The organism is Bradyrhizobium sp. U531, from assembly GCF_051710265.1.
Classification (GTDB): domain Bacteria; phylum Pseudomonadota; class Alphaproteobacteria; order Rhizobiales; family Xanthobacteraceae; genus Bradyrhizobium.
The window spans coordinates 578374-601797 of the sequence record NZ_JASVEN010000003.1 but is presented as its reverse complement, the minus strand read 5'-3'; the positions used below and the strand labels follow the sequence as shown (position 1 = coordinate 601797).

20 protein-coding genes and 1 pseudogene are annotated in these 23424 nt (G+C 65.1%); 8 read left to right on the top strand and 13 right to left on the bottom strand.

What is annotated here, in order from left to right; translation table 11 throughout:
- Nucleotides 1–66 precede the first annotated feature (66 nt).
- The 4 genes from QRQ56_RS19045 to ltnD form a co-directional block, all read right to left on the bottom strand.
- The gene (locus QRQ56_RS19045) at nucleotides 67–1758 is read right to left on the bottom strand and encodes a methyl-accepting chemotaxis protein (RefSeq protein ID WP_438742186.1); all 1692 of its coding nucleotides are present in this window, start codon (nucleotides 1756–1758) and stop codon (nucleotides 67–69) included.
- A 170-nt stretch (nucleotides 1759–1928) separates the two neighbouring features.
- Entirely contained in the window at nucleotides 1929–3206 is a 1278-nt protein-coding gene (gene otnK, locus QRQ56_RS19040) for a 3-oxo-tetronate kinase (protein WP_438742184.1), read from the bottom strand.
- Nucleotides 3203–3985 (bottom strand): 2-oxo-tetronate isomerase, encoded by a 783-nt coding sequence (gene otnI, locus QRQ56_RS19035; RefSeq protein WP_438742181.1) that lies wholly within the window; start codon nucleotides 3983–3985, stop codon nucleotides 3203–3205. Before otnI ends, otnK begins: the two co-directional genes overlap by 4 nt.
- 11 nt (nucleotides 3986–3996) lie before the next feature.
- Nucleotides 3997–4914, bottom strand: a complete 918-nt coding sequence (gene ltnD, locus QRQ56_RS19030) for an L-threonate dehydrogenase (protein WP_438742179.1) — start codon at nucleotides 4912–4914, stop codon at nucleotides 3997–3999.
- Nucleotides 4915–5019: 105 nt separating this feature from the next.
- Between ltnD and otnC the strand changes: the two are divergent.
- Nucleotides 5020–5703, top strand: a pseudogene (otnC, locus tag QRQ56_RS19025) (3-oxo-tetronate 4-phosphate decarboxylase); the annotation flags it as partial.
- A 452-nt stretch (nucleotides 5704–6155) separates the two neighbouring features.
- Here otnC and QRQ56_RS19020 read toward each other — a convergent pair.
- The 6 genes from QRQ56_RS19020 to QRQ56_RS18995 all read right to left on the bottom strand — a co-directional run bounded on the left by QRQ56_RS19020 (nucleotide 6156) and on the right by QRQ56_RS18995 (nucleotide 11748).
- Entirely contained in the window at nucleotides 6156–6860 is a 705-nt protein-coding gene (locus tag QRQ56_RS19020) for an ABC transporter ATP-binding protein (RefSeq protein ID WP_438742178.1), read from the bottom strand.
- A complete protein-coding gene (locus QRQ56_RS19015; protein WP_438742176.1) occupies nucleotides 6844–7575 on the bottom strand; it encodes an ABC transporter ATP-binding protein in 732 nt (243 codons plus the stop codon). Before QRQ56_RS19015 ends, QRQ56_RS19020 begins: the two co-directional genes overlap by 17 nt.
- Nucleotides 7572–8555 (bottom strand): branched-chain amino acid ABC transporter permease, encoded by a 984-nt coding sequence (locus tag QRQ56_RS19010; protein WP_438742174.1) that lies wholly within the window; start codon nucleotides 8553–8555, stop codon nucleotides 7572–7574. The genes QRQ56_RS19015 and QRQ56_RS19010 overlap by 4 nt, the downstream gene beginning before the upstream one ends.
- Nucleotides 8555–9433 (bottom strand): branched-chain amino acid ABC transporter permease, encoded by an 879-nt coding sequence (locus tag QRQ56_RS19005; RefSeq protein WP_438742172.1) that lies wholly within the window; start codon nucleotides 9431–9433, stop codon nucleotides 8555–8557. Before QRQ56_RS19005 ends, QRQ56_RS19010 begins: the two co-directional genes overlap by 1 nt.
- A gap of 165 nt (nucleotides 9434–9598) precedes the next feature.
- On the bottom strand, nucleotides 9599–10843 hold the full coding sequence (locus QRQ56_RS19000; protein WP_438742170.1) for an ABC transporter substrate-binding protein: 1245 nt from the start codon (nucleotides 10841–10843) through the stop codon (nucleotides 9599–9601).
- Nucleotides 10844–10932: 89 nt separating this feature from the next.
- Nucleotides 10933–11748 carry a putative hydro-lyase gene (locus QRQ56_RS18995; protein ID WP_438742169.1) on the bottom strand — a complete coding sequence of 272 codons (816 nt, stop codon included), beginning with the start codon at nucleotides 11746–11748 and terminating at the stop codon, nucleotides 10933–10935.
- 120 nt (nucleotides 11749–11868) lie between these two features.
- On the opposite strand from QRQ56_RS18995, the gene QRQ56_RS18990 reads away from it, so the two are divergent.
- The 4 genes from QRQ56_RS18990 to QRQ56_RS18975 all read left to right on the top strand — a co-directional run bounded on the left by QRQ56_RS18990 (nucleotide 11869) and on the right by QRQ56_RS18975 (nucleotide 16227).
- Entirely contained in the window at nucleotides 11869–12786 is a 918-nt protein-coding gene (locus QRQ56_RS18990) for a LysR family transcriptional regulator (RefSeq protein ID WP_438742168.1), read from the top strand.
- Nucleotides 12787–12910: 124 nt separating this feature from the next.
- Nucleotides 12911–14161 carry a Zn-dependent hydrolase gene (locus tag QRQ56_RS18985; RefSeq protein WP_438742166.1) on the top strand — a complete coding sequence of 417 codons (1251 nt, stop codon included), beginning with the start codon at nucleotides 12911–12913 and terminating at the stop codon, nucleotides 14159–14161.
- Between the two features lie 13 nt (nucleotides 14162–14174).
- On the top strand, nucleotides 14175–15086 hold the full coding sequence (locus tag QRQ56_RS18980; protein ID WP_438742164.1) for an NAD(P)-dependent oxidoreductase: 912 nt from the start codon (nucleotides 14175–14177) through the stop codon (nucleotides 15084–15086).
- 67 nt (nucleotides 15087–15153) lie between these two features.
- Nucleotides 15154–16227, top strand: a complete 1074-nt coding sequence (locus QRQ56_RS18975; protein ID WP_438742163.1) for a malate/lactate/ureidoglycolate dehydrogenase — start codon at nucleotides 15154–15156, stop codon at nucleotides 16225–16227.
- A gap of 187 nt (nucleotides 16228–16414) precedes the next feature.
- Here QRQ56_RS18975 and QRQ56_RS18970 read toward each other — a convergent pair whose 3' ends face one another.
- A complete protein-coding gene (locus tag QRQ56_RS18970; protein WP_438742161.1) occupies nucleotides 16415–17488 on the bottom strand; it encodes a tartrate dehydrogenase in 1074 nt (357 codons plus the stop codon).
- A 156-nt stretch (nucleotides 17489–17644) separates the two neighbouring features.
- Here QRQ56_RS18970 and QRQ56_RS18965 point away from each other — a divergent pair, with 156 nt between their 5' ends.
- Together QRQ56_RS18965 and QRQ56_RS18960 are read left to right on the top strand one after the other, a co-directional pair.
- Nucleotides 17645–18421 carry an SDR family oxidoreductase gene (locus QRQ56_RS18965; protein ID WP_438742160.1) on the top strand — a complete coding sequence of 259 codons (777 nt, stop codon included), beginning with the start codon at nucleotides 17645–17647 and terminating at the stop codon, nucleotides 18419–18421.
- A 146-nt stretch (nucleotides 18422–18567) separates the two neighbouring features.
- Nucleotides 18568–19986: an amidase gene (locus tag QRQ56_RS18960; protein WP_438742158.1), complete on the top strand. Its 1419-nt coding sequence runs from the start codon at nucleotides 18568–18570 to the stop codon at nucleotides 19984–19986.
- Between the two features lie 179 nt (nucleotides 19987–20165).
- On the opposite strand, the gene QRQ56_RS18955 is transcribed toward QRQ56_RS18960, so the two are convergent.
- Nucleotides 20166–21272 (bottom strand): amino acid ABC transporter permease, encoded by a 1107-nt coding sequence (locus tag QRQ56_RS18955; RefSeq protein WP_438742157.1) that lies wholly within the window; start codon nucleotides 21270–21272, stop codon nucleotides 20166–20168.
- 2 nt (nucleotides 21273–21274) lie between these two features.
- The gene (locus QRQ56_RS18950; RefSeq protein WP_438742155.1) at nucleotides 21275–22462 is read right to left on the bottom strand and encodes an amino acid ABC transporter permease; all 1188 of its coding nucleotides are present in this window, start codon (nucleotides 22460–22462) and stop codon (nucleotides 21275–21277) included.
- Between the two features lie 87 nt (nucleotides 22463–22549).
- Here QRQ56_RS18950 and QRQ56_RS18945 point away from each other — a divergent pair, with 87 nt between their 5' ends.
- The gene (locus QRQ56_RS18945) at nucleotides 22550–23422 is read left to right on the top strand and encodes a MurR/RpiR family transcriptional regulator (RefSeq protein ID WP_438742153.1); all 873 of its coding nucleotides are present in this window, start codon (nucleotides 22550–22552) and stop codon (nucleotides 23420–23422) included.
- The last annotated feature ends 2 nt before the right edge of the window (nucleotides 23423–23424 follow it).

The following is a 23424-nucleotide window of genomic DNA, read 5'->3' as shown; positions in this document are numbered from 1 at the left end:
GCCAAAAAGCAAAAGAGCGGCGCCGATGGCGCCGCTCTCGCGTAATACGATACCTGTGCGAAAGGCTCAGGCTGCGCGGACGTTGGTCAGGAATTTGCTGACCTCGTTCTTCAGCCGGCCGGAGTCGTTGGACAGCATCTGCGCCGCCGACAGCACCTGCGAGGAGGCCGTGCCGGTCTCGGTCGCGCCGCGCTGCACGTCGGTGATGTTGGAGGATACCTGCTGGGTGCCTTGCGCGGCTTGCTGCACGTTGCGGGCGATCTCCTGCGTCGCCGCGCCCTGCTCTTCCACCGCGGCGGCAATCGCCGACGAGATTTCCGACAGGCGCTCGATGGTCGATGAGATCTCCTTGATGGCGCCGACCGAGTCGTTGGTCGCCGCCTGGATGCCGGAGATCTGCTGGCCGATCTCGCCGGTGGCCTTGGCGGTCTGCTCGGCGAGCGCCTTCACCTCGGAGGCCACCACGGCGAAGCCGCGGCCGGCTTCACCGGCACGTGCCGCTTCGATGGTCGCGTTCAGCGCCAGCAGGTTGGTCTGGCCGGCGATGGTGTTGATCAGCTCGACGACGTCGCCGATGCGGGCGGCCGCTTTGGACAGCTCGCTGACGCGCTCGGTTGTCGCGCGCGCCTGGCCGACCGCATCGCCCGCCATCCGTGCCGATTCCTGCACCTGACGGCTGATCTCGCCGACGGACGAGGCCATCTCTTCGGTCGCCGAAGCCACCGACTGCACGTTGGTCGAAGCTTCCTCCGAAGCGCTGGCCACCGTGGTCGCCAGCCGCTGGGAGCGGTCGGCGGTCGAGGTCAAGGTCGAGGCCGAAGCTTCGAGCTGGGTGGAGGCCGACGACACCGTCTGAACGATCTCGCCGATCATGGTTTCGAAGTCGCGGGTGATGTTGTCGACGCGGCGACCGCGCTCGATCTTGGCTTCGGCATCCGAGGCCGCAGCCTCGTCCGCGGCCTTCTTGGCGATCAGCGCCTCCTTGAAGATCTGGAGCACGTCGGCCATGGCGCCGATCTCCGTCTTCTCGCCGCGATGCGGGACCTCGGCGGAAAGATCGCCCTTGCCCAGCGCCTGCATCGGCTCGATGATCGAGTTGATACCCTTCGAGACGTCCTGAACCAGGTAGAAGCCCACACCGATGCCGGCAATGACGGCGACACCGAGGATGATCGCGACCAGCATGAAGGCGTAGTAGAAGGTATCGGCAGCATCCGCGGCGGCCTGTTCGCCGCCCTTGGTGTTGAGCTCGATGTCCTTGGTCAGGACCTCATCGGCCGCGAGACCGATCTTGTTGACCGTCTTGGAGTTCAACTCCTGCGCGTCGTGCGGGACCTTCCCAGCCTCCTTGCGGGAGATCGCGAAGACGTCTTCGGTTCCCTTCTTGTAGTCGTCCCAGAGCTTGGACCACTGGCTGTAGAGAGCCCGCTCCTCGGGAGAGCTGATCATGGCTTCGTACTTGCTGCGGGTTTTGGCGAGCGCCTCGAGCACCGTCCCTGCGGTCTTTTCGGTCGCGAGCTTGTCCTCGAGAGTCTCGGCCAGCATGTGCTGGCGCACGACGTTCCGATAGGTGATGACCGAGGCGCGGAGGTCGCCGATCACCCGGACGCTCGGCATCCAGTTCGTGGTGATGTCGACGGTGTTGGCGTTGATCGTCCGCATCTTCATGACGGCGAGCAGGCCCATGCCGGACATCGCGACCAGCAGGAACGCCACGACGCTGATGATCTTGGCGCGGATAGAAAGCTTTGCAAACATAATCGGGGCTCGTTGTGCTGGCGCGGGCGCGCGTCGGTAGCTCTAGGAATCAACCAAAGAGGAGCGACGTTAACATCCAGGCAGCAGACCAACTGCGCAGATGTTAGCTGCGACTCCGCATGGCTACGGAAATCCAAAGAGATGAACAGGGGACTAAAAACGCCCTGCGTTCAGCGCATAAGCCTAAGCGCGTCCGAGAAAAACTCGGGTCCGCCGAAGTTTCCGGACTTCAACGCGAGCAGCATTTCGCCGGCTTCGGCACCGACCGCGCGCAGCACCGGGACACCGGCGGCGATCTCCGGGCCGACGAGGAAGCCCGGAATTTGGAGGCGATCGACGACGGCGCCGGAGGTCTCGCCGCCGGCGACGACGAGCCGCCGAACCCCTGTTTTCACGAGGTTTTCTGCGATATCGGCCATCGCCTGCTCGATGGCGTGACCGGCGGCATCACGGCCGTGGCGAGCCTGCAGGGCGGCGACTTGATCCGGCGTCGAGCTCGATGCGATCAGCACCGGGCCTTCGGCCAGCCGCGGCTTCGCCCAGCTCAGCACCCGCTGCACTTCATCCGTCCCCGTAAGAATACGGTCGGGATCGATATGAAGCACCGGCATGACCTTTTCGGCGCTCGCGATCTGACTGAGCGTCGCCTGCGAGCAGCTTCCGGCGAGGCACGCTGCCGGTCCGCCGACGGCGGCTCCGGGCTCGCTGCTCGCGGCCGCGGACTTGACCTTGCCCGTCGACACCAGCGCGCGCGCCAGGCCAAGGCCCATGCCGGAGGCGCCGACCGACAAGCGATGTCCGGCGGCGACGAGGCCGATGGTCTCGAGGTCGCGGTCGAAGACGGCGTCGATGATGGCAGCGCCGATGCCCTTGCCGGCAAGCTCGGCCAGCCGCGCCCGCACCGCATCCGCGCCGCGCGCGACGGTGGCGAGGTCGACGAGGCCGATCTGGGTCCGGCTCTGGCGCGCCAGCACGCGCACCAGGTTGGAATCGTGCATCGGATTGAGCGGATGGTCCTTGAGCGGGCTCTCGTTCAGCGGCACGGCACCGACGAAGAGGTTGCCCTGGTAGATCGTGCGACCGGTTTCCGGGAAGGCCGGCGTCACCAGCACATTCGCCTCGCCGCAATCGGCGCGCAGCGCGTCCATGACGGGACCGATATTGCCGGCGTCGGTGGAATCGAAGGTCGAGCAGATCTTGAACAGCACATGGCTCGCGCCGCGGCTGCGCAGCCATTTGTCCGCCGCGCGCGAGCGCGACACGGCAAGTCCCGCCTCGATCGAGCGGCTCTTCAGCGACACCACGACGGCATCGACCTCGGGCAGCGCGAGGTCGTCGGCGGGAATGCCGATGGTCTGCACGGTGCGCAAGCCGGCGCGCGTCAGCGTGTTGGCGAGATCGGATGCGCCGGTGTAGTCGTCGGCGATGCAGCCCAACGCAAGTGTCACGGCTTCACTCCCGCGTAGGGCTTGAACCAGGCAAGGCCGTCGGTGGTCTTGCCGCGCGGATTGTATTCGCAGCCGACGAAGCCGGCATAGCCGAGCCGGTCGAGCTCTTCGAACAGGAACGGATAGTTCAGCTCCTCGCCGTCGGGCTCGTTGCGCGAGGGGATGCTGGCGATCTGGACGTGGCCGACGATCGGCATCATCTCGCGCAGCCGCATGGTAACGTCGCCATGGATGATCTGGCAGTGATAGATGTCGAACTGCAGCTTGAGGTTCGAAAGCCTCAGCTCCTGGATCAGGTCGCGGGCGAAGCCGAAATCGTTGAGGAAGTAGCCGGGCACATTGCGGGCGTTGATCGGCTCGATCACGATATCGATGCCGTGGGGTGCGAAGAACTCCGCGGCCCATGCCACCGATTTGTAGAACGCCTCGATCGCGACGCGCTCGCCGCGGTTGGCGATGCCCGCCATCAGGTGCAGGCGCTTGACGCCGGTCGCCTTGGCATAAGGCAGCGCCGTCTCCAGGCTCGCCTTGAGATCGGCGAAGCGCGCCGGCAACGCCGCAAAGCCCTTCTCGCCAGCATTCCAGTCGCCCGGCGGCAGGTTGAACAGCGCCTGCGTCAGGCCGTTGCGCTTGAGGCGTTCACCGACCGCTTCGGCGGGATGCTCGTACGGAAAGAGAAATTCGACCGCGGTGAAGCCGGCTTGCGCGGCCGCGTCGAAACGATCGAGGAACGGCACCTCGGTGAACATCATCGAGAGGTTGGCGGCGAAACGGGGCATTGGAGATCCTTTTACTTGTCGCCGGGAAGCTTCACGCCGGTGACCTGCGCATACATGCGCGCGACCGAGGCGTCGTCGTCGCGGCCCATGCCGGCAGCAGCCGTCATCAGGAACATCTGAAGGGCGGCGGCGGAGACCGGCACGGGGAAACGGGCGCTACGCGCCATGTCCTGGATGATGCCGAGATCCTTGACGAAGATCTCGACGGCGCTGCGCGGCGTGTAATCGCCGTCGAGCACGTGCGGCATTCGGTTCTCGAACATCCAGGAATTGCCGGCGGAGGCCGTGATCACCTCATAGACCTTGCGGATGTCGAGGCCCTGCTTGGCCGCGAATGCGATGGCTTCGCTGGCTGCGGCGATGTGCACGCCGGCGAGCAGCTGGTTGATCATCTTGAAGGCGGCGCCCTGGCCGGCGGCATCGCCGAGCTCATAGAGCTTTGCCGCCATGGCATCGAGGGCGGGCCGCGCCTTGGCAAATGCGGCCGGGCTGCCCGAGGCCAGGATCGTCAGCTCGCCCTGCGCGGCGCGCTGCGCGCCGCCGGAGATCGGCGCGTCCAGATAAAGCCGGCCGGTTGCCTCGAGCTGCTTGGCGAGGCGCCGCGCCACGTCGGGGTCCATGGTGGCGGAGGAGACGAACACACTGCCCTTCGGCATGGTCTCGGCGGCGCCGTCCTTGCCGAACAGGATCGCCTCGGTCTGGACGGCATTGACGACCACGCTGACGACGATCTCTGCACCCTTGGCGGCCTCGGCCGGCGTCTTTGCGCCCGCCCCGCCGTCTTTCACGAAACGCGCCACCGCATCAGCCGAAACGTCGCAACCGGTGACCGCGTGGCCGGCGCGCTTCAGCGAGGTCGCCATGCCGTACCCCATCGAGCCGAGCCCGATGACGGCGATGCGCTGATTTTGTGGCGTGGAGGCGGACATGCAACTAACCCTTGCGAACGTTTCCTGGATGGCCGGCCTTCGCGGCGGGCTCGACGAACCGATAACACGGCTTGGCCGCGCTGCCAAAGCGTGAGACAAGCGGGCATGACGGCCATGAGAACCGACACGGGCAACGAAACGAGGCTGCGCGAAGACATCTGCCGCTTCGGACGGTCCCTGTTCGAGCGCGGGCTCACGCCGGGCTCTTCCGGCAATATCAGCGTCCGCCTGGACGGCGGCGGCTGGCTAGTGACGCCGACCAACGCCTCGCTCGGCTTTCTCGATCCCGCAAAACTGTCACGGCTGGACGACCAGGGCCGGCTGCTCTCGGGTGATGCACCGACCAAGGAAGTTCCGCTGCACAACGCGCTTTACGACACGCGCGGTAGTGCGCGCGCGATCGTGCATCTGCACTCCACCCATTCCGTCGCGCTCTCGATGCTGCCCGAGATCGACCCGCGCGCCGCGCTGCCGCCGATGACGGCCTATTATTTGATGAAATGCGGCGCCACCGCGCTCGTGCCGTATTACCGCCCCGGCGATCCCGCGGTGGCCGATGCGATCAAGGGACTGGCGGGGAAATATTCATCGGTGCTGCTCGCCAATCACGGCCCGGTGGTCGCCGGCGACACGCTGGAAGCAGCGGTGTTCGCGACCGAGGAGCTGGAGGAAACGGCGAAGCTGTACCTGCTGCTGCGCGGGATGAACCCGCGGCATCTCTCGCCGGAGCAGGTGGCGGATCTGGTGAAGGTGTTCGGGGTGACGCTGCCGGAGCATGGGCACGGGCATTCGCACGCGTTGGCCGAAGCGACAAAACCGACTGACTCAGAGATCGAAGCAGCGGCCCATGTCCTTGATGAGGCAGGACGCCACCATCATTGGTGGGACAAATCGGTACAACCGTACACCGACCCAATCGCCAAAAGCGAGTTTGAGGGGATTGTCGAACAGATGCTGATAGCCGCATCGAAGTCGCAACCTCGCTAGCGAGCTTGGCCGCCCGCGTCCCACACACTGCCGTCATCCTGAGGTGCGAGCCTTGCGATGCAACGCGTCGCAAGGTGAGCCTCGAAGGATGGGCTACAGGTGTTCGCGGCCCATCCTTCGAGGCGCGCGAAGGGCGCGCACCTCAGGATGACGGCAGAAATTGTGGAACGAGAAGATCGTAGCCCGCATGAACATAGCGACATGCGGGACCACCGGCCCCGGATATCGCTCCGCTCATCCGGGCTACGGCAGCTTCACAGCCCCAGATACGCCTTGCGCACGTCCGGATTGCCCTTGATCTCCGCGGCCGGGCCCTGCATCAGCACGCGGCCAGTCTGCAGGATGTAGGCGCGGTCGGCGATCTCGAGGCACTCGGCCATGCGCTGCTCGACGATCAGGACGGTCATGCCGGAATCGCGAATGAGCTTCACCGCCTGGAAAATCTCGTCGACCAGTTTCGGCATGATGCCTTGCGAGGGCTCGTCCAGCATCAGCAGCCGCGGGCGCGTCATCAGCGCGCGGCCGATCGCGAGCATCTGCTGCTCGCCGCCGGAGAGCGTCTCGGCGCGCTGGTCGAGGCGCTCGGCGAGGCGCGGAAACAGCTTGAAGACGAGATCGAGCGGTGCCTCGCGGTCGGCCTCGCCGCGATAGAGATAGCTGCCGAGGCGAAGATTGTCGCGCACCGACAGGCGCGGAAACAGACGGCGGTTCTCCGGCACGTACGCGATGCCGGCCGCGGTGATGTGGTGCTGCGCCATGCCGTTGATCAGCTTGCCGTCGAACGTCACGCTGCCCGAGCGCGGACGCTCGGCACCGGCGATCGATTTGAGCAGGGTCGACTTGCCGGCGCCATTGGCACCGGCAACGCAGACGATCTCGCCCTTCTGAACCTCGATCGAGACCGCGGAGATCGCGACCAGACCCTGATAGGCGGTCGTGACTTCACGCACCGACAGCATGACGATCTCCCAGATATGCCTTGATCACCTTGGGATCGCGGACGACGTCAGCGGGCTTGCCCTCGACCAGGACCTTGCCGAGGTCGAGCACGATGGCGCGGTCCACCAGCGGCATCACGATCTCCATGACGTGCTCGACCATCAGCACGGTGATGCCGGCATCGCGCACCTTGCGCACCAGGGCAACGCCGGTCTGCGCCTCGGTCGGCGTGAGGCCGGTGAGGACTTCATCGAGCAGCAGCAGCTTCGGTTCGGTCGCGAGTGCACGAGCGACTTCGAGGCGGCGCTTCTCTGCCGGCACGAGGTCGCTTGCCAGCACGTCGGCGCGCGCGGCAAGGCCGGTGAACTCGAGCACCTCACGCGCCTTGCGGCGCGCCTCGCGCATCACGGTGTTGCGCACGAGCGCACCGACGATGACGTTGTCGATGACCGTCATGGTCTCGAAGCTCTTGACGACCTGGAAGGTCCGCCCCACCCCACGCTGGCAGCGCTCGGCCGCCGGCATCTGGGTGACGTCCTCGCCATCGAACAGGATCGAGCCTTGCGTCGGCGGCAAGACGCCGGCGATGAGATTGAACAGCGTCGACTTGCCGGCGCCGTTGGGTCCGATCAGGCCCACGATCTCGCCGCGGCCGACCGAGATCGAGACGTCGCTGTTGGCGACGAGGCCACCGAACCGCTGCCAGACGCCGCGGGTTTCGAGAAGCGCGGTCATCGTGCGGCTCCCGTCTTCTTCGGGCGGGAGAACAGGCTGAGCAGCCCCCGCGGCAAGGCCAGCGAGATCAGGACGATCAGCGTGCCGTAGACGATGAGGTCGACACCGCGCCCCGAGCCGCCGAACTTGAAGCGCGTCAGCTCCGTCAGCGGGATCAGGATGGCGGCCCCCAGCACCGGCCCCCACAGGGTGCCGATGCCGCCGAGCACGGCGGGCAACGCCATCAGCAGCGAGAACTGGAAGCCCATGACGCTTTCGGGATCGATGTAGGACACGAACTGGGCGTAGAAGCTGCCGCCGACGGCGACCAGGAAGGCGGAGACCGCGGCCGCGCCCATCTTGGAGTTGAACACGTCGACACCGAGGCTCTCGGCCGCGTCCGGATTGTCCTTCACCGCGCGCCACCAGAAGCCCCATTTGGAATCTTCCAGCCACCAGGTGACGAACCAGGCGAGGCAGCACAGCGCCAGCGCAAAATAGAAATACGGCAGCTTGGTACGCAGGAACTGGAATTTCAGCCAGCTGTCGCCGCGGATCGGAATGGTGATGCCCATCGCGGCACCCGCCCATTCCCAATTGTGGAACAGCAGCAGGCCGATCTCGGCGATGACGATGGTGGCGATCACGAAGTAATGGCCGCGCAGGCGGAAGAAAGGATAGCCGAGCCCCATCGCGATCAGCGCCGACACCACGCCGCCCGCCAGCATGCCGAACCAGGGCAGCACGCCGAACTTGGTGAACAGCAGCTCGGTGGTGTAGGCCCCGAGGCCGAAATACAGCGCATGGCCGAGCGAGATCTGCCCGCAATAGCCGGACAGGATGTTCCAGCTCTGCGACAGTCCCGCATACATCAGCGTCAGGATCAGGATGTTCTGGACGACGACATCCTTCACGAACAACGGCGTCGCTGCGGCAATCGCGGCGAGCACCGCGGCGATGATGAGGTCGCGGCGGCGCCGCGCTGCAAATTCCTTGTCCATCAGATCGATCCGAACAGGCCGCGCGGGCGGACGAAGACCACCAGCAGATAGACCGCGTAGATGCCGACCGATTTCAGCGACGGCGGCAGTACCAGGGCGGTGGTGGCTTCGACCAGGCCGACGATGATGCCGCCGGCGAAGGCGCCGAACACGCTGCCGAAGCCGCCGAGCGCCACCGTGACATAGGCGATCAGGGCAAAGGACGCGCCGACATCAGGATAGATGTAGAAGAAGCTCGCCATGATCGCGCCGGCGAGGCCGACCAGCGCGGCGCCGAGGCCCCAGCCGAACGCGAACACGCGGTTCTTGTCGATGCCGACCAGCGCGACCGCGCCGGGATCCTCGCGGGTCGCTTCCAGCGCCCGACCGAAATCGGTGCGGTGGATGAAGAAATAGAGGCCGGCGAAGGCGAGGATCGAGACCAGCGCGCCAACCAGCTGCGGCTCCGGCAGGAAGATGCCGGCAATCGAGATGGTCTTGCCGCCCAGCCAGGAATGAGGAATGCTGCGATAGTCCGGCGTGAAGAAGAACTGCGCGAGGCCGCGCATGACGATGGCAAGGCCAAAGGTGGTGAAGATCTGCACCATGCCGGCATTGGCTTTGGCCCGCATGGCGAAGCGAACAATCAGCAGGTAGACCACCGCGCCGAAGATGAAGAGCGCCGCGGCGACAAGCGGTGCCGACAGCAAGGGGTCGATCGCGAAGAACGCGAACAGGAAGAACGACAGGTACATCGCGATCATCAGGAACTCGCCATGGGCGAAGTTCGTGACGTCCATCAGGCCGAAGATCAGCGCGAGGCCGACGGCGATCAGTCCGTAGAGCAGCCCCATGAGCAGGCCGCTCGCGAGACTCTGGATAATGGCTTGGGCTGTCAAAAGTCGTCCCCCGTTCGAAACGTCACCGTTTGCTCCGTCATTGCGAGCGAAGCGAAGCAATCCAGAATGCCTCCGCGGCAATAGCCTGGATTGCTTCGTCGCTTCGCTCCTCGCAATGACGAGGCCCGCGCGACGATCGCGATTTTCTTCGCCGTCCCTAGTCGCTTACTTCATCGGCCAGACCGCTTCCGCGATCGCGGCCTGCGGCGGGAAGATGGTGACGAACTTGCCGCCGATATATTGCAGCAGCACTGGATCGGCGTCGTTGTTCTGGCCCATCTCGTCGAACTTGACGCGCTTCCAGGGCATGATGGTCTGCTCGCCCGGGATGTCGGTCGCTGCCAGCGCGTCGCGGATCTTCTCGCCGTCGGTCGACTTGGCGCGGCTGATGGCGTCGGCGAGGATGATCAGGCCCATGAACTGGCGCGAGGTGAGGTCGTTGAAGTCCTTGCCCGAGCGCGCCTTGAACATGTCGTTGATCTTGCCGACCATCGGGCGCTTCTGCGCGAGGTCGAGCGAGAAGGTGCCGCGCGAGATAACGCCTTCGAGCTTGTCGCCGACGGCGTCATAGAGCGCCTTCTCGGAGAAGCCGGCGTCCTGCGCCACGATCGCATTCGGCTTGTAGCCGAGCTCGGCCATGGTCTTGACCAGCAGGATACCGTCGGTGGTGTAGCTCGAGGGCATCAGCACGTCGGCGTTCGCGGACTTGAGCTGCTGCACCTCGGCCGAGAGCGAGGGCGAGTTGGCGCGATACTTGATGTCGGTGACGATCTTGTAGGCGCGCTCGCCGGCGATCTTGGCCTGGGCGTTGCCGGAATCGGTTCCGAAGATGGTGTCTTCGTGGAACAGCGACAGCGTCTCGATCTTGGTGCCCTTCTTCTTCATGGCATCGAAGAAATCGAACATCGCGGCCGAGTACATCTCGTCATGCGGCGCGGCGCGGAAATAGTACTTGAGGCCGCGGCGATGCAGGCTGGGCGAGGAATTGTCGGCCGAGACGAACGGGACCTGGTAGCGTTCGCAGATCTGGCTGACGGTGACGGCGACCGCGCTCTGATAGGTGCCGATGATGGCGGAGACCTTCTCCTGCGTGATCAGGCGCTCGGCCTCAGCACGGCCCTTCTGCGGATCGGCCTGGTGGTCGGCGAACACGAGACGGACTTTTGCACCGCCGAGGCCGGGAAGGCCTTCGCCCTTGGCCAGCGGCAGATCGAAATCGGTGTCCTTGTTGATGACTTCGAGCGCGGTCTCGTAGGCCTTCTGCGCGTCGACGCCCTGCTGGGCGCTGCCACCGGAGAACGGATAGATCACGCCGATGACGACTTCCGAAGTCTGCGCGCGTGCAGCGAGCGGCACCAGCGCAGCGGTGGCGGTCGCACCCAACAATACGTCGCGGCGAGTGATCGTCATGGCAGAGTCCTTTGTTACTGAATTGCGGCTGATCGAATGAAGCGATTGATGGATGCGGTAAAGCTCGAAGAAGCAGCAGATGCTGCCCACTAAATCACGGCCATGGTCCTGTTCTTGAGATCGGTCACCAGCATCAGGCCGGGCGAATGCGTGATCGCGAACGGCAGCTTGGCGGCGTTGATTACCGATTGCGGCGTCACGCCGCAGGCCCAGAACACCGGGATCTCGTCGTCGGCGACCGGCACGGGATCGCCATAGTCGGGCTTGGCGATGTCCTTGATGCCGATCAGATGGGGATGACCGAGATGCACGGGCGCACCGTGCACGGCCGGATAGCGCGAGGTGATCTGCACCGCGCGGATCGCATCTGCCGGCTTGAACGGGCGCATCGACACCACCATAGGACCGGCGAACGGACCGGACTCGCCGCAGGCGATGTTGGTGCGGTACATCGGCACGCGCACATTGTGCTCGATGTGGCGGATCGGCATGCCCTCGTCGAGCAGCGCTTCCTCGAACGAGAACGAGCAGCCGAGCACGAAGGTCACGAGATCGTCGCGCCAGTGCTTGGTCACGTCGGTCGGCTCGTCCACCACCTCGCCGTCGCGCCAGACACGGTAGCGCGGCACGTCGGTGCGGATGTCGAGATCGGCCCCCAGGGCGGGAATGAAGGGACTGCCGACGTCGGACATGCCGATGATCGGGCACGGCTTGGGATTGAGCTGGCAGAAGCGGTGAAAGGCGCCGGCATATTCGGCCGGCAGGATCGCCAGATTGCCCTGGACGAAGCCGGGGGCGGCGCCGGCGGTGGAAGCGACCAGCCCCTCGCGATAGGCGAGCCGGGCCTTGCGGCTCGGGAGCGTGTCGGGCGTTTCAGTTTGCTGCGCTGCCACCAAAACAGTCATGTGATCGACCTGCCTATAAACTCGACAAAGACAAGCCAACACCAAGCGTGCTATAAAGTCTAATCGTCGTTTCTAATCAATCTCGATAAATCCAATTTATCGGCTGGAAAAATCCTTCCAATGCTGGACTTCAAGTCGATCGAGACGTTCCTGTGGGTTGTGAAGCTCGGCAGCTTCCGCGGCGCCGCGCAACGCCTCAACACCACCCAGCCCGCGATCTCCCAGCGCATCGCGCAGCTCGAGCGCGAGATGGGCGTGAAGCTCCTCAATCGCGATCATCGCGTGGCCTCGCCGACCCCGAGCGGCCGGCAGATGATGGTCTATGCGGAGAAGCTGATCGGCCTGCGTGCGCAGATGATGGCGGAGATCGGCGATCGCTCGGCAATGCGCGGCGTGATGCGGCTCGGCGTTGCCGAGACCATCGTGCACACCTGGCTGCCGCGCCTCGTGAAGAGCGTCAACCAGATCTATCCGAACCTGTCGCTGGAGATCGAGGTCGACATCACGCCAAACCTCACCGCGCGCCTGCTCGCGCAGGAGATCGAGCTCGCCTTCGTGGTCGGACCACTGTCCGCCTCCGGCGTGCACAACCGCGTGCTGGCCGATTATCCGATCGGGTTTCTCGCAAGTCCCTCGCTCGGGCTCGGCAAGGGCCCGGTGACGCCGGCGGAGCTGGCGCGGTTTCCGATCATCACCTTCCCGCGCAAGACCAAACCCTACGAGGTCGTGCGCGAGGTGTTCGACCGGCCCGAGCTGCCTCCGATCCGTCTGCATGCGTCCGCTTCGCTGGCGACCGTCATCCATATGGCGGTCGAAGGGCTCGGTGTCGCCGTGATCCCCGACGCCATCGTCGAGAACGAGCTCGCCGACGGGCGGCTGCAGCTGCTCGACACCGATCTTGCGATCGCGCCGCTGACCTTCACCGCAAGCTGGCTCGCCTCGCCCGACGTCGTGGCCGTGGAGCGCGTCGCCGAGCTTGCACGGCAGATTGCGCAGAGCAGCCTCGCGGTTGACGCGCCCGCGCTGGCGGGTCATTGAAAAAGAGCCGGACAACCTTCAACGTCATTCCGGGGCGATGCGACAGCATCGAACCCGGAATCTCGAGATTTCGGGTTCGGCTCTTCGAGCCGCCCCGGAATGACAGCCAAGATGGACTGACCGAATGAGCCGAGCCGTCACCAACCTGCAAATCGATTCCGCCCGCCTTTGGGGCTCAATCCACGAGACCGCGCAATTCGGCGCGACGGCCAAGGGCGGCGTGCGACGGCTGACGCTGAGCGCTGAGGACAAGCAGGTGCGCGACTGGTTTCGCAAGGCTTGTGAGGACGCCGGCCTCGAGGTGCACACCGACGCGCTCGGATCACAATTCGGCCTGCGCAAGGGCCGCGACATGTCGAAGCTGCCAGTGGGCATCGGCTCGCATCTCGACACCCAGCCAACCGGCGGCAAGTACGACGGCATCCTCGGTACGCTCGGCGCGCTCGAGGTGATCCGCACGCTGAACGATGCCGGCATCGAGACCGACGCACCGATCTGCGTGGTCAACTGGACCAACGAGGAAGGCTCGCGCTTCGCACCCGCGATGATGGCCTCCGCCGCCTATGTCGGCGATTTCACCACCGACGACATTTTGTCGCGCAAGGACATCGAGGGCACCACCGTCGGACAGGCGCTCGACAGCATCGGCTATCGCGGCGACAAGCCGGTCGGCTTCCAGAAGCTCGGCTGCTTCGTCGAGCTTCACATCGAGCAGGGCCCGATCTTGGAGGCCGAGGGCAAGACCATCGGCGTCGTCGATTCCGGCCAGGGCGTGCTGTGGTACGACGGCAAGATTTCCGGCTTCGAGAGCCATGCGGGCTCGACCCCGATGCCGCTGCGGCGCGATGCACTCGCTACACTCTCCGAAATCGTGCTGGCAATGGAAGCCACCGCGAAGAAGCATGGGCCGAAGGCCGTCGGCACCATCGGCGAGGCCGTGATCGCCAATCCCTCGCGCAACGTCATTCCCGGCGAGATCGCCTTCACCGTGGATTGCCGCAGCGCGGACGGCGCCATCATGGATGCGCTGGACCGCGATTTGCGCGCCGCGATTGCCGAGATCTCCGCACGCCGCAAGGTCGAGGTGAAGCTCGATCTGGTCTGGCGCAAGCCGCCGACGCATTTCGATCCCAAGCTCATTGCGGCGGTCGAGAGCGCGGCGACCACGCTCGGCTATTCCTCGCGCCGCATCACCTCCGGCGCCGGCCATGACGCCTGCAACCTCAACACCGTCATTCCTGCCGCGATGGTGTTCGTGCCCTGCAAGGACGGCATCAGCCACAACGAGCTGGAAGACGCGACGCAGGGCGACTGCGCCGCCGGCACCAACGTTCTCATGCATACCGTGCTGGCGATTGCCGGCGTCGCTTCCTGATCGGAGATAGTCCATGCGCGGAGTTTTCGTCGACGCCAACGAAGCCCTCGCCGTGATCATGGAGCGGCTGGAAAAGCCCGGTGATCCCAAGTTGCGGATCAACAGGGATCCCGACATCAAGCCGGAGCAATATCCTGATATTCTCGGCGGCGCCGAGATCGCGATCGTCGACCACACCGCGCTGCCGACCGAGGTCGCAAAGAAGTGCACCGGCCTCAAGCACGTCGTATTTCTCGGCACCGGCGCGCGCAGCTACATGAACCCTGAAGAGCTCGCTGAGCTCGGCATCTCCGTGCATCTGATCAAGGGCTACGGCGACACCGCGGTCGCCGAATCCGCGATCGCCCTGATGTGGGCCTCGGCCCGCGTTATCGCGATGATGGACCGCGAGATGCGCGTCGGCAGCTGGCTGCGCGAAGACGGCATGCAGCTCACCGGCAAGACGCTGGGCCTGATCGGCTTCGGCGGCATTGCGGCCGAGGTCGCGCGCATCGCATCGGGCAGCGGCATGAAGGTGATCGCCTGGAACCGCTCGCCAAAGAGCCATCCGGGCGTCGAGTTTACCGATCTCGACACGCTGCTGGCGAAGAGTGATGTCGTGTCGCTGCATCTTTTGCTCAACGACGAGACGCGCGGCATGATCACGCGCGAGAAGATCGCAAAGATGAAACCGGGCGTCATCTTCGTGAACACCGCCCGCGCTGCGATCGTCGACGAGCAGGCGATGATCGACGCGCTGAAATCGGGCCACATGCGCCACGCCGGCCTCGATGTCTTCAACACCGAGCCTCTGCCCGGCGACCATCCGTTGACCAAAATCCCGAACGTGACGCTGTCGGCGCATTCGGCCTTCCGCACCCCTGAGGCAAGCGAGAACCTGATTGAAGCGGCATTGGTCCACTGCCGCCGGATCGTAAGTTCGTAGGGTGGGTTACGGCTTCGCCTAACCCACCCTACACCCCGCCCCATCGTGAAGGATAAGAGCAACAACAATGGCCGACTATCGCACCATCAAGGCAGAGCCTCTCACCAACGCCATCCGTGCCATCGTCAAGGCCGGCGGCTCCTCGGACCGCGAGGCCGAGCTGGTGTCCACCAATCTGGTCGAGGCCAACCTCAAGGGACATGACTCGCACGGCGTCGGCATGATCCCGCGCTATGCCCAGAGCATCGTCAACGGCGGCCTCGCCGTGAACGCGCACGTCAAGACCGTGCTCGACACCGGCCCGCTTCTCACCCTCGACGGTCTCACCGGCTACGGCCAGGTGATCGGCCATGAGGCGATGGAGCTGGCGGCAGCGCGCGCCAAGCAAAACGGCGTGTGCCTCGTCGGCCTCTCCAACTCACACCACATCGGCCGCATCGGCCATTGGGCCGAGCAGTGCATCGACCACGGGCTGGTCTCGATCCACTTCGTCAACGTGATCTCGCGCCCGATCGTCGCGCCCTGGGGCGGTAGCGATCCGCGCCACGGCACCAACCCGTTCTGCGTCGGCATCCCGCGCAGGGGTAAGGATCCGATCGTGCTCGACTTCGCCACCAGCAGGATCGCGCAAGGCAAGACCCGCGTCGCCCATAACAAGGGCGCCGCGCTCGAGCCCGGCACCATCATCGACAACGAGGGCAAGCCCACGGTCGATCCGCGCTACACCGTGATCCCGCCCTACGGCGCCATCCTGCCGTTCGGCGAGCACAAGGGCTCGGGGCTCGCGCTGGTGTGTGAAATCCTCGGCGGCGCGCTCTCCGGCGGCCAGGTGGTGAAGGGACCGTCCGACGGCAAGCACAACGTCCTCAACGGCATGCTCTCGATCGTCATCGACCCCGGCAAGCTCGGCACCGGCGAGAACCTCGCGCGCGAGGTCGAAAGCTTCGTCGCCTGGCACACCGGCTCGCCGCCCGCGCCCGGCGTCGACAAGGTCAAGATCGCCGGCGAGCCCGAACGCGAGACCAAGAAGAAGCGCCTCGCCGAAGGCGTTCCGGTCGACCCGACCACGTGGCATGAGATCATCGAGGCCGGAAAGAAGTTCGGGCTGGACCAGGCGGCGATCGAGAAGATCGCGGGCTGAACGGAGCGAGGCACGCTCCTCTTCCCTTCTCCCCTTGTGGGAAAAGGTGGCGCGAAGCGCCGGATGAGGGGTTCTCTCCGCGAAGATACGTATAAATTGAGAGGCCTCCTCGCGGAGAGAACCCCTCACCCGTCTCGTCGCTTCGCGACGAGCCACCCTCTCCCACAGGGGGAGAGGGTGAAGAGTCTCAGTCCACCATATCCGCGACCGCCTTGCCGCACGTCGTCGTGTCGGCGTTGCCGCCGAGATCCTTGGTGCGTAGCGTGCGTTCGGCGAGCGTGCGCTCGATCGCCTCGACGATCGAACGACCGGCTTCCTTCTGGCCGAGATGCTCCAGCATCATGGCGCCCGACCAGATCATGCCGATCGGGTTGGCGACGCCCTGCCCCGCGATGTCAGGCGCCGAGCCGTGAACCGGCTCGAACACCGAGGGGAAATCACCTTCCGGATTGATATTGCCCGACGGCGCGATGCCGATGGTGCCGGTGCAGGCCGGGCCGAGATCGGACAGGATGTCGCCGAACAGGTTGGAGCCGACAACGACGTCGAACCAGTCGGGATGCAGCACGAAGTTCGCGGTGAGAATATCGATGTGGTACTTGTCCCACTTCACGCCCGGAAACTTCTTCGCCATCGCCTCCACGCGCTCGTCCCAATAGGGCATGGTGATGGAGATGCCGTTCGACTTGGTCGCCGAGGTCAGGTGCTTCTTCGGACGCGACTGCGCGAGCTCGAAGGCGAACTTCAGGATGCGGTCGACGCCGGTGCGGGTCATCACCGTCTGCTGCGTCACGAATTCGCGGTCGGTGTCCGGGAACATGCGGCCGCCGACCGAGGAATACTCGCCTTCGGTGTTCTCGCGCACCACCCAGAAATCGATGTCACCGGGCTTGCGGCCCGCCAGCGGCGACGGCACGCCTGGCATCAACCGCACCGGGCGCAGATTGACGTACTGGTCGAACTCGCGGCGAAACTTGATCAGCGAGCCCCATAGCGAGACGTGGTCCGGAATCTTGGCCGGCCAGCCGACCGCGCCGAAGTAGATCGCATCGTGCTTGCCGATCTTCTCCTTCCAGTCGTCGGGCATCATCTGGCCGTGCTTCTCGTAATAGTCCCAGGACGAGAAGTCGAAATGGTCGAACTGCAGGGAGATGCCGTGCTTCTTCGCCGCCGTCTCCATGACGCGCAGGCCCTCGGGCATCACTTCCTTGCCGATGCCGTCGCCGGGAATGACCGCGATCCGGTATTGTTTCTTGCTCATCGAGAACGTCCTTGGTTGGTCCGGCAGCCGCCGCCGTTTTGACCGCACTGCAATGGACCAAACGCAGCGGCAGTGCAACGCTGCACTGCAATGTTGACCATGGCGCGGCCGGGCGCCTACTGATTTCATCCTGTTCCTACCTTGCGAGTATTCCCCATGGATCTGCATCTGCGTGGCAAGCGCGTCCTGATCACCGGCGCGTCGAAGGGCATCGGCGCAGCCGCCGCCGAGGCGTTTGCCGAGGAAGGCGCAAACCTCCTGCTTGCCGCCCGCAGCGGCGACCAGCTCAAGGCGCTGGCCGACCGCCTGCGATCCGCGCATCAGATCGATGCCGCGACCAGCATCGTCGACCTGCGCAACGGCGAGGACGTGGCGCGGCTGGCCAGGGAAGCCGCCGACATCGACGTGCTCGTCAACAACGCCGGCGACATTCCCGGCGGCTCCATCGACAAGATCGACGAAGCGACCTGGCGGCACGCCTGGGAATTGAAAGTATTCGGCTACATCAACCTGACGCGGCATATCTACGCGCAGATGAAGGCCAAGGGTGGCGGCGTCATCGTCAACGACATCGGTGCGGCGGGCGAAAAGTTCGACGCCAATTATGTCTGCGGTAGCGCCGGCAATGCCGCGCTGATGGCCTTCACCCGCGCGCTCGGGGGAAAGAGTCTCGCCGACAATATCCGCGTGGTCGGAATCAATCCCGGCCCCGTCGGCACCGATCGCCACGTCACGCTGCTGAAGACGCGCGCCAAGCACCAGTTCGGCGACGAGAGCCGCTACAAGGAATTCCAGAAAAGCCTGCCGCTCGGCAGGCCCGCGCATGCGCGCGAGATCGGCGACCTCATGGCGTTCCTGGCCTCGGACCGCGCCGGCTATACGTCGGGCGTCATCTACACGGTCGACGGCGGCATCAGCGCGGGCTGGGGCTAAGTGCTCCAGAATTTTTAGACACCGTCGTTCCGGGACGATGCAAAGCATCGAACCCGGAACCTCGAGATTCTCAGGTGCGCAATTGCGCACCGTAGTTCGCCCTTCGGGCGCCCCGGAATGACAACCACGAGGTAGGAGTAAAATAATTGTCTCAAGACCTGATCCGCCAAACCGCTTGCGCCGTCGTCGACAAGCTGCGCTCCGGCGACATCTCGCCGCTCGAATTGCTTGACGTCGTCGAAAAGCGCATCAGCGAGGTCGACGGCAAGGTCAATGCGCTACCGATCCTCTGCTTCGATCGCGCGCGGGACAGCGCCAAGGAATTGATGCGGAAACCCGCCGGCGCGCGCGGACTGCTCGCGGGCCTGCCGCTGCCGATCAAGGATCTGACCGACGTCGCTGGCGTGTTGAGCACGCAGGGCTCGCCGATCTTCAGGGACAATGTCCCCGCAAAGTCCGACCTCATGGTCGAGAATCTCGAAGCCAACGGCGCGGTGGTCTACGCCAAATCCAACACGCCGGAGTTCGGCGCCGGCGCCAACACCTTCAACGAGGTGTTCGGCGCGACGCTCAATCCCTGGGATACGACGAAATCGGCTGCCGGCTCTTCCGGCGGCGCCGCGGTGGCGCTCGCGACCGGCATGGCCTGGCTCGCCCAGGGCTCCGACATGGGCGGCAGCTTGCGCAGCCCGGCGGCCTTCTGCGGCATCGTGGGCATGCGGCCGAGCATCGGCCGCGTCGCGCATACTCCCAAATCGGGTATCGACCGCAATCTCGGCGTGGTCGGCCCGATGGCTCGCAACGTCGAGGATCTTGCGCTGCTGCTGGACGCCATGAGCGGCGACTATGCGGACGATCCGCTGTCGCTGCCCGCCCCCGCAACCTCGTTCCTGTCCGCGGCGCAGTCGGGCAGGAAGCCGAAGCGCATCGCCTACTCGCCCGATCTCGGCATCACCCCGGTCGATCCCGAAGTGAAGGCGATCACGCGCAAGGCCGCCGAACGTTTTGCGGAAGCCGGCGCCATCGTCGAGGAGGCGCATCCCGACTGGCGCGAGGCGCATGAGTGTTTCCACGTGCTGCGTGCGTTCGATTTCGCGATGACCAAGGCCAATCTGCTGCGCACCAAGCGCGACCTGCTCAAGCCCGAAGTGATCTGGAACATCGAGGAAGGCCTCAAGCTGACCGTCGAGCAGATCGCGCGCGCCGAGGCTCAACGCGTCGGCATGACCGCGCGTGCGGTCGAGTTCTTCAAGACCTATGATCTCTTGCTGACACCCACCACGATCGTGCCGCCCTTCCCGATCGAGCACCGCTATGTCGCCGAATGCGCCGGCAAGAGGTTCGACAATTACGTCGAGTGGCTCGGCATCGTCTACGCCATCACGCTGGCCTGCTGCCCCTCGCTGTCGCTGCCCTGCGGCTTCACGGCGTCCGGCCTGCCGGTCGGCGTCCAGGTCGTCGGCGCGCCGAGGGGCGATGCGGACGTGCTCGCGGGCGCCAAGGTGCTGGAGGATATTCTGGGCCTGCGCAGCACGACGCCGATCGATCCGAAGGTGAAGAAGTAGCGTTTCTTTGCACAACGAACGCAGCAGCCCCTCTCCCCTTATGGGAGAGGGTGGCTCGCCGCAAGGCGGCGAGACGGGTGAGGGGTATCTCTCCGCAAGCAGAGCGCGACACGTGTTCGTTGAAGCAACCCCTCATCCGGCGCTTCGCGCCACCTTCTCCCACAAGGGGAGAAGGAAGATCACCTCCCGCTCGTCGCCTCGAGGCTGCGGCTGTAGCGTGACATCGCGAAGCAGAACATGAAGTAGATCGCGGCGACGAAGATATAGACTTCGACCGAGAATTGCTGCCAGGCGGGATCGATGATCGCGGTCTTCGCCGTCGTCAGCAGGTCGAAGATGCCGATGATGAGGACGAGGCTGGTGTCCTTGAAGAAGGCGATGAAGGTGTTGACCAGCGGTGGGATGACGTGGCGGATCGCCTGCGGCAGCACGATCAGCCGGTGCTTGCGCCAATAGGACAGCCCTAGCGCGTCGGCCGCCTCGTACTGCCCACGCGGCACGGCCTGCAGGCCGCCGCGGATGACCTCGGCGAGATAGGCGCCCGCGAACAGGATGATCGCGATCTGCGCGCGCAACAGCTTGTCGATGTTGAAGCCGGCGGGCATGAACAGTGGAAACATCACGCTTGCCATGAACAGCAGGCTCACCAGCGGCACGCCGCGGATCAGCTCGACATAGAGCACGCTGAGCGAGCGGATCGCCGGCAGCTTCGAGCGCCGGCCGAGCGCGACGAGGATGCCGAGCGGGAAGCCGAATGCCAAGCCAAACGTCGCCAGGATCAGCGTCACCGGCAGGCCGCCCCAGCGATCCTGCGAGACGAAAGAGAGCCCGAATACCCCGCCCCACATCAGCACGCTGATCAGCGCCAGCGCACCGATCCAGAGGAAGACAAGCTCGCGCCGCCACAAGGCCCGACGGGTCGAGAGAAAGTAGAGCGCGATGAAAAGCGCGACCGACAGCGCCGGCCGCCATTGCTCATCGAATGGATAGGTGCCGAACAGGATGAAGCGGTACTTCTCGGGAATGATCGCCCAGCAGGCGCCGATGCCGCGCACCGCGCGGCAGGCGCTGGAATCGTTCGCGGGCGTCAGCCACACGGCATTGGCAATGCCCCACTGGACGAAGCTGAAGATGCCCTTGGCGAGCACTGCCAGCATCACCACCGAGAGGATGCTGTTCGGGATCGACGAGAACAGGTTCTTGCGCAGCCAGCGCAGCACCGGATTGCCCATTTGCGGGCGGCGGACGGCCCGAGGTGCATCCGGGATATCGGCGATCACAGTCATGCTCAGCGCTCCACCAGCGCGATGCGCGAATTGTACCAGTTCATGAAGAAGCTGATGGACAGGCTGATGGTCAGGAACACCGCCATGATCAGCGCGATCGCCTCGATCGCCTGCCCGGTCTGGTTCAGCGTGGTGTTGGCGATCGAGACCACGTCCTGGTAGCCGATCGCCACCGCGAGCGAGGAATTCTTGGTGAGATTCAGATACTGGCTCGTCATCGGCGGCACGATGACACGCAGCGCCTGCGGCAGGATGATCTGCCGCAGCATGAAACTGCGGCGCAGGCCGAGCGCGTTCGCAGCATCCCACTGCCCGCGCGGCACCGACTGGATGCCGCTGCGCACGATCTCCGCGATGAAGGCCGAGGTATAGGTGACGAGCGCGATCAGCAGCGCGAAATATTCCGGAGCGAGCGTCAGCCCGCCGACGAAATTGAAGCCGCGTAATTGCGGCCATTCGATCGTCCAGGACACGCCGAAGACCAACGAAATGGCCGCCGGCAGCACGACGATGAGGCCGAGTGCAAACGGCCAAGACGGGCGCGGCTTGCCGTCGCGCATCTGCTGCACCACGAGCCCTCGCCTGATGACATAGAACAAGGCACATCCGAGCACGGCGGCGCCAAGCACCCAAAGCTGCAGCGGGCCGATCGGAATGGCCGGCAGGATCAAGCCGCGATTGGACAGGAACACGCCCTCGACCGGCCGCCACGCCGCGCGCGCTGCCGGCAGCGCCTGCATCAGCACGTACCAGAACAGGAGTTGCAGCAGCAACGGGATGTCGCGAAGCGTCTCGACGTAGACTGCGGCGAGGCGCGACAGCAGCCAGTTCGCCGACAGGCGCGAGATTCCGATCAGCGTGCCCAGGATGGTCGCGAGCACGATCCCGATCACGGCGACGCGCAAGGTGTTGCCGACGCCGACGACGAAGGCCCAGAGATAGGTATCGCCAGGATTATAGGCGAGCAGGCTGTCGGCGATGGGCATGCCGGCCTCGCGGCCGAGGAACGCAAAGCCGGTGGTGATGCGACGGGCCGTGAGGTTGGTGACCGTGTTGGACGAGAGGAAGCCGACGACGCCAACGACGATCGCGACCACCAGCACCTGCCAGAACAGGCCCTTCAGCTCGCGGGGTCCCCATGCGCCGAACAAGCTGCGGCGTGGTGGCGGTCTCGGAGTGTCCGTGGTCACAGCACAAAAATCCTTCTTGAAGCAACGATTTCCGGCAGCGGCACGTCAACTGTTGCACCAATCTAAAAAGCGTGCAACAAATGTTTCATGGCCGAGCCCGCGAAATCCTCGCCCTTGAGCGAACTGCGCATTGCATTGCCATCGCTCCCCCTGCGCCTGCAGGAGGTTGGCCGCTTCGTCGCCGCCAATGATTACGACGCCACCACCCGTTCGATGCGCGACCTCGCCGCCGAAGCCGGCGCCGATCCCGCCGCCTTCACGCGCCTCGCCAAAGCGATCGGCTATTCCGGCTGGGACGAATTGCGCGCAGCGCTGACGGAAGCGCGGCGGCCGTCGCAGATTTCGCCCTTCTCAGGCCGCGCCAAGAGCCGCCGCCATGGCCCGAATGCCGATGTCGCGCTCGTCATCGACAAGCTCGAGGCCGAAGCTGCCGGCCTTCCGCGTATCCCGGCGCAGCCGATCGCGGAGGCCGCCCGCGCGCTTCACGACGCCAAGCGGATCTGGATCACGGGCTATCGCAGCTGCCGCAGCGTCGCCGAGCTGTTGAACTACGAGCTGCGGCTGTTCCGCCCCGAGCAGGTGCAGCTCGTCGGCACATCCGGCCCTGATGATCTCGATCTCGGCGCCTTCCGCCCCGGCGAAGCCGTCATCGTGATCGGCTTCCTGCCCTACACTCATGCGAGCGTCCGTGTCGCGCAGGCCGCGCATCGCAGCGGCGCAACCTTGATTGCGATCGCGGACAGCCTCTCGGCGCCGATGGCCGAGGGCGCCGACCACGTGCTGCTGTTCGAGGCGGCCTCCTCGCCCGGCTTCTTCCCGAGTCTCACCGGCGCCATCGCGATCGCGCAGTCGCTGGCTGCGGTGACGTTCTCGCTCGGCGGCACGGCCGCGAAGAAGCGCCTGGAGAATACCGAGGCGCGCCTCACCGCCGCCTCCGTCTACGTCCCAGAGAAAGGTTGACC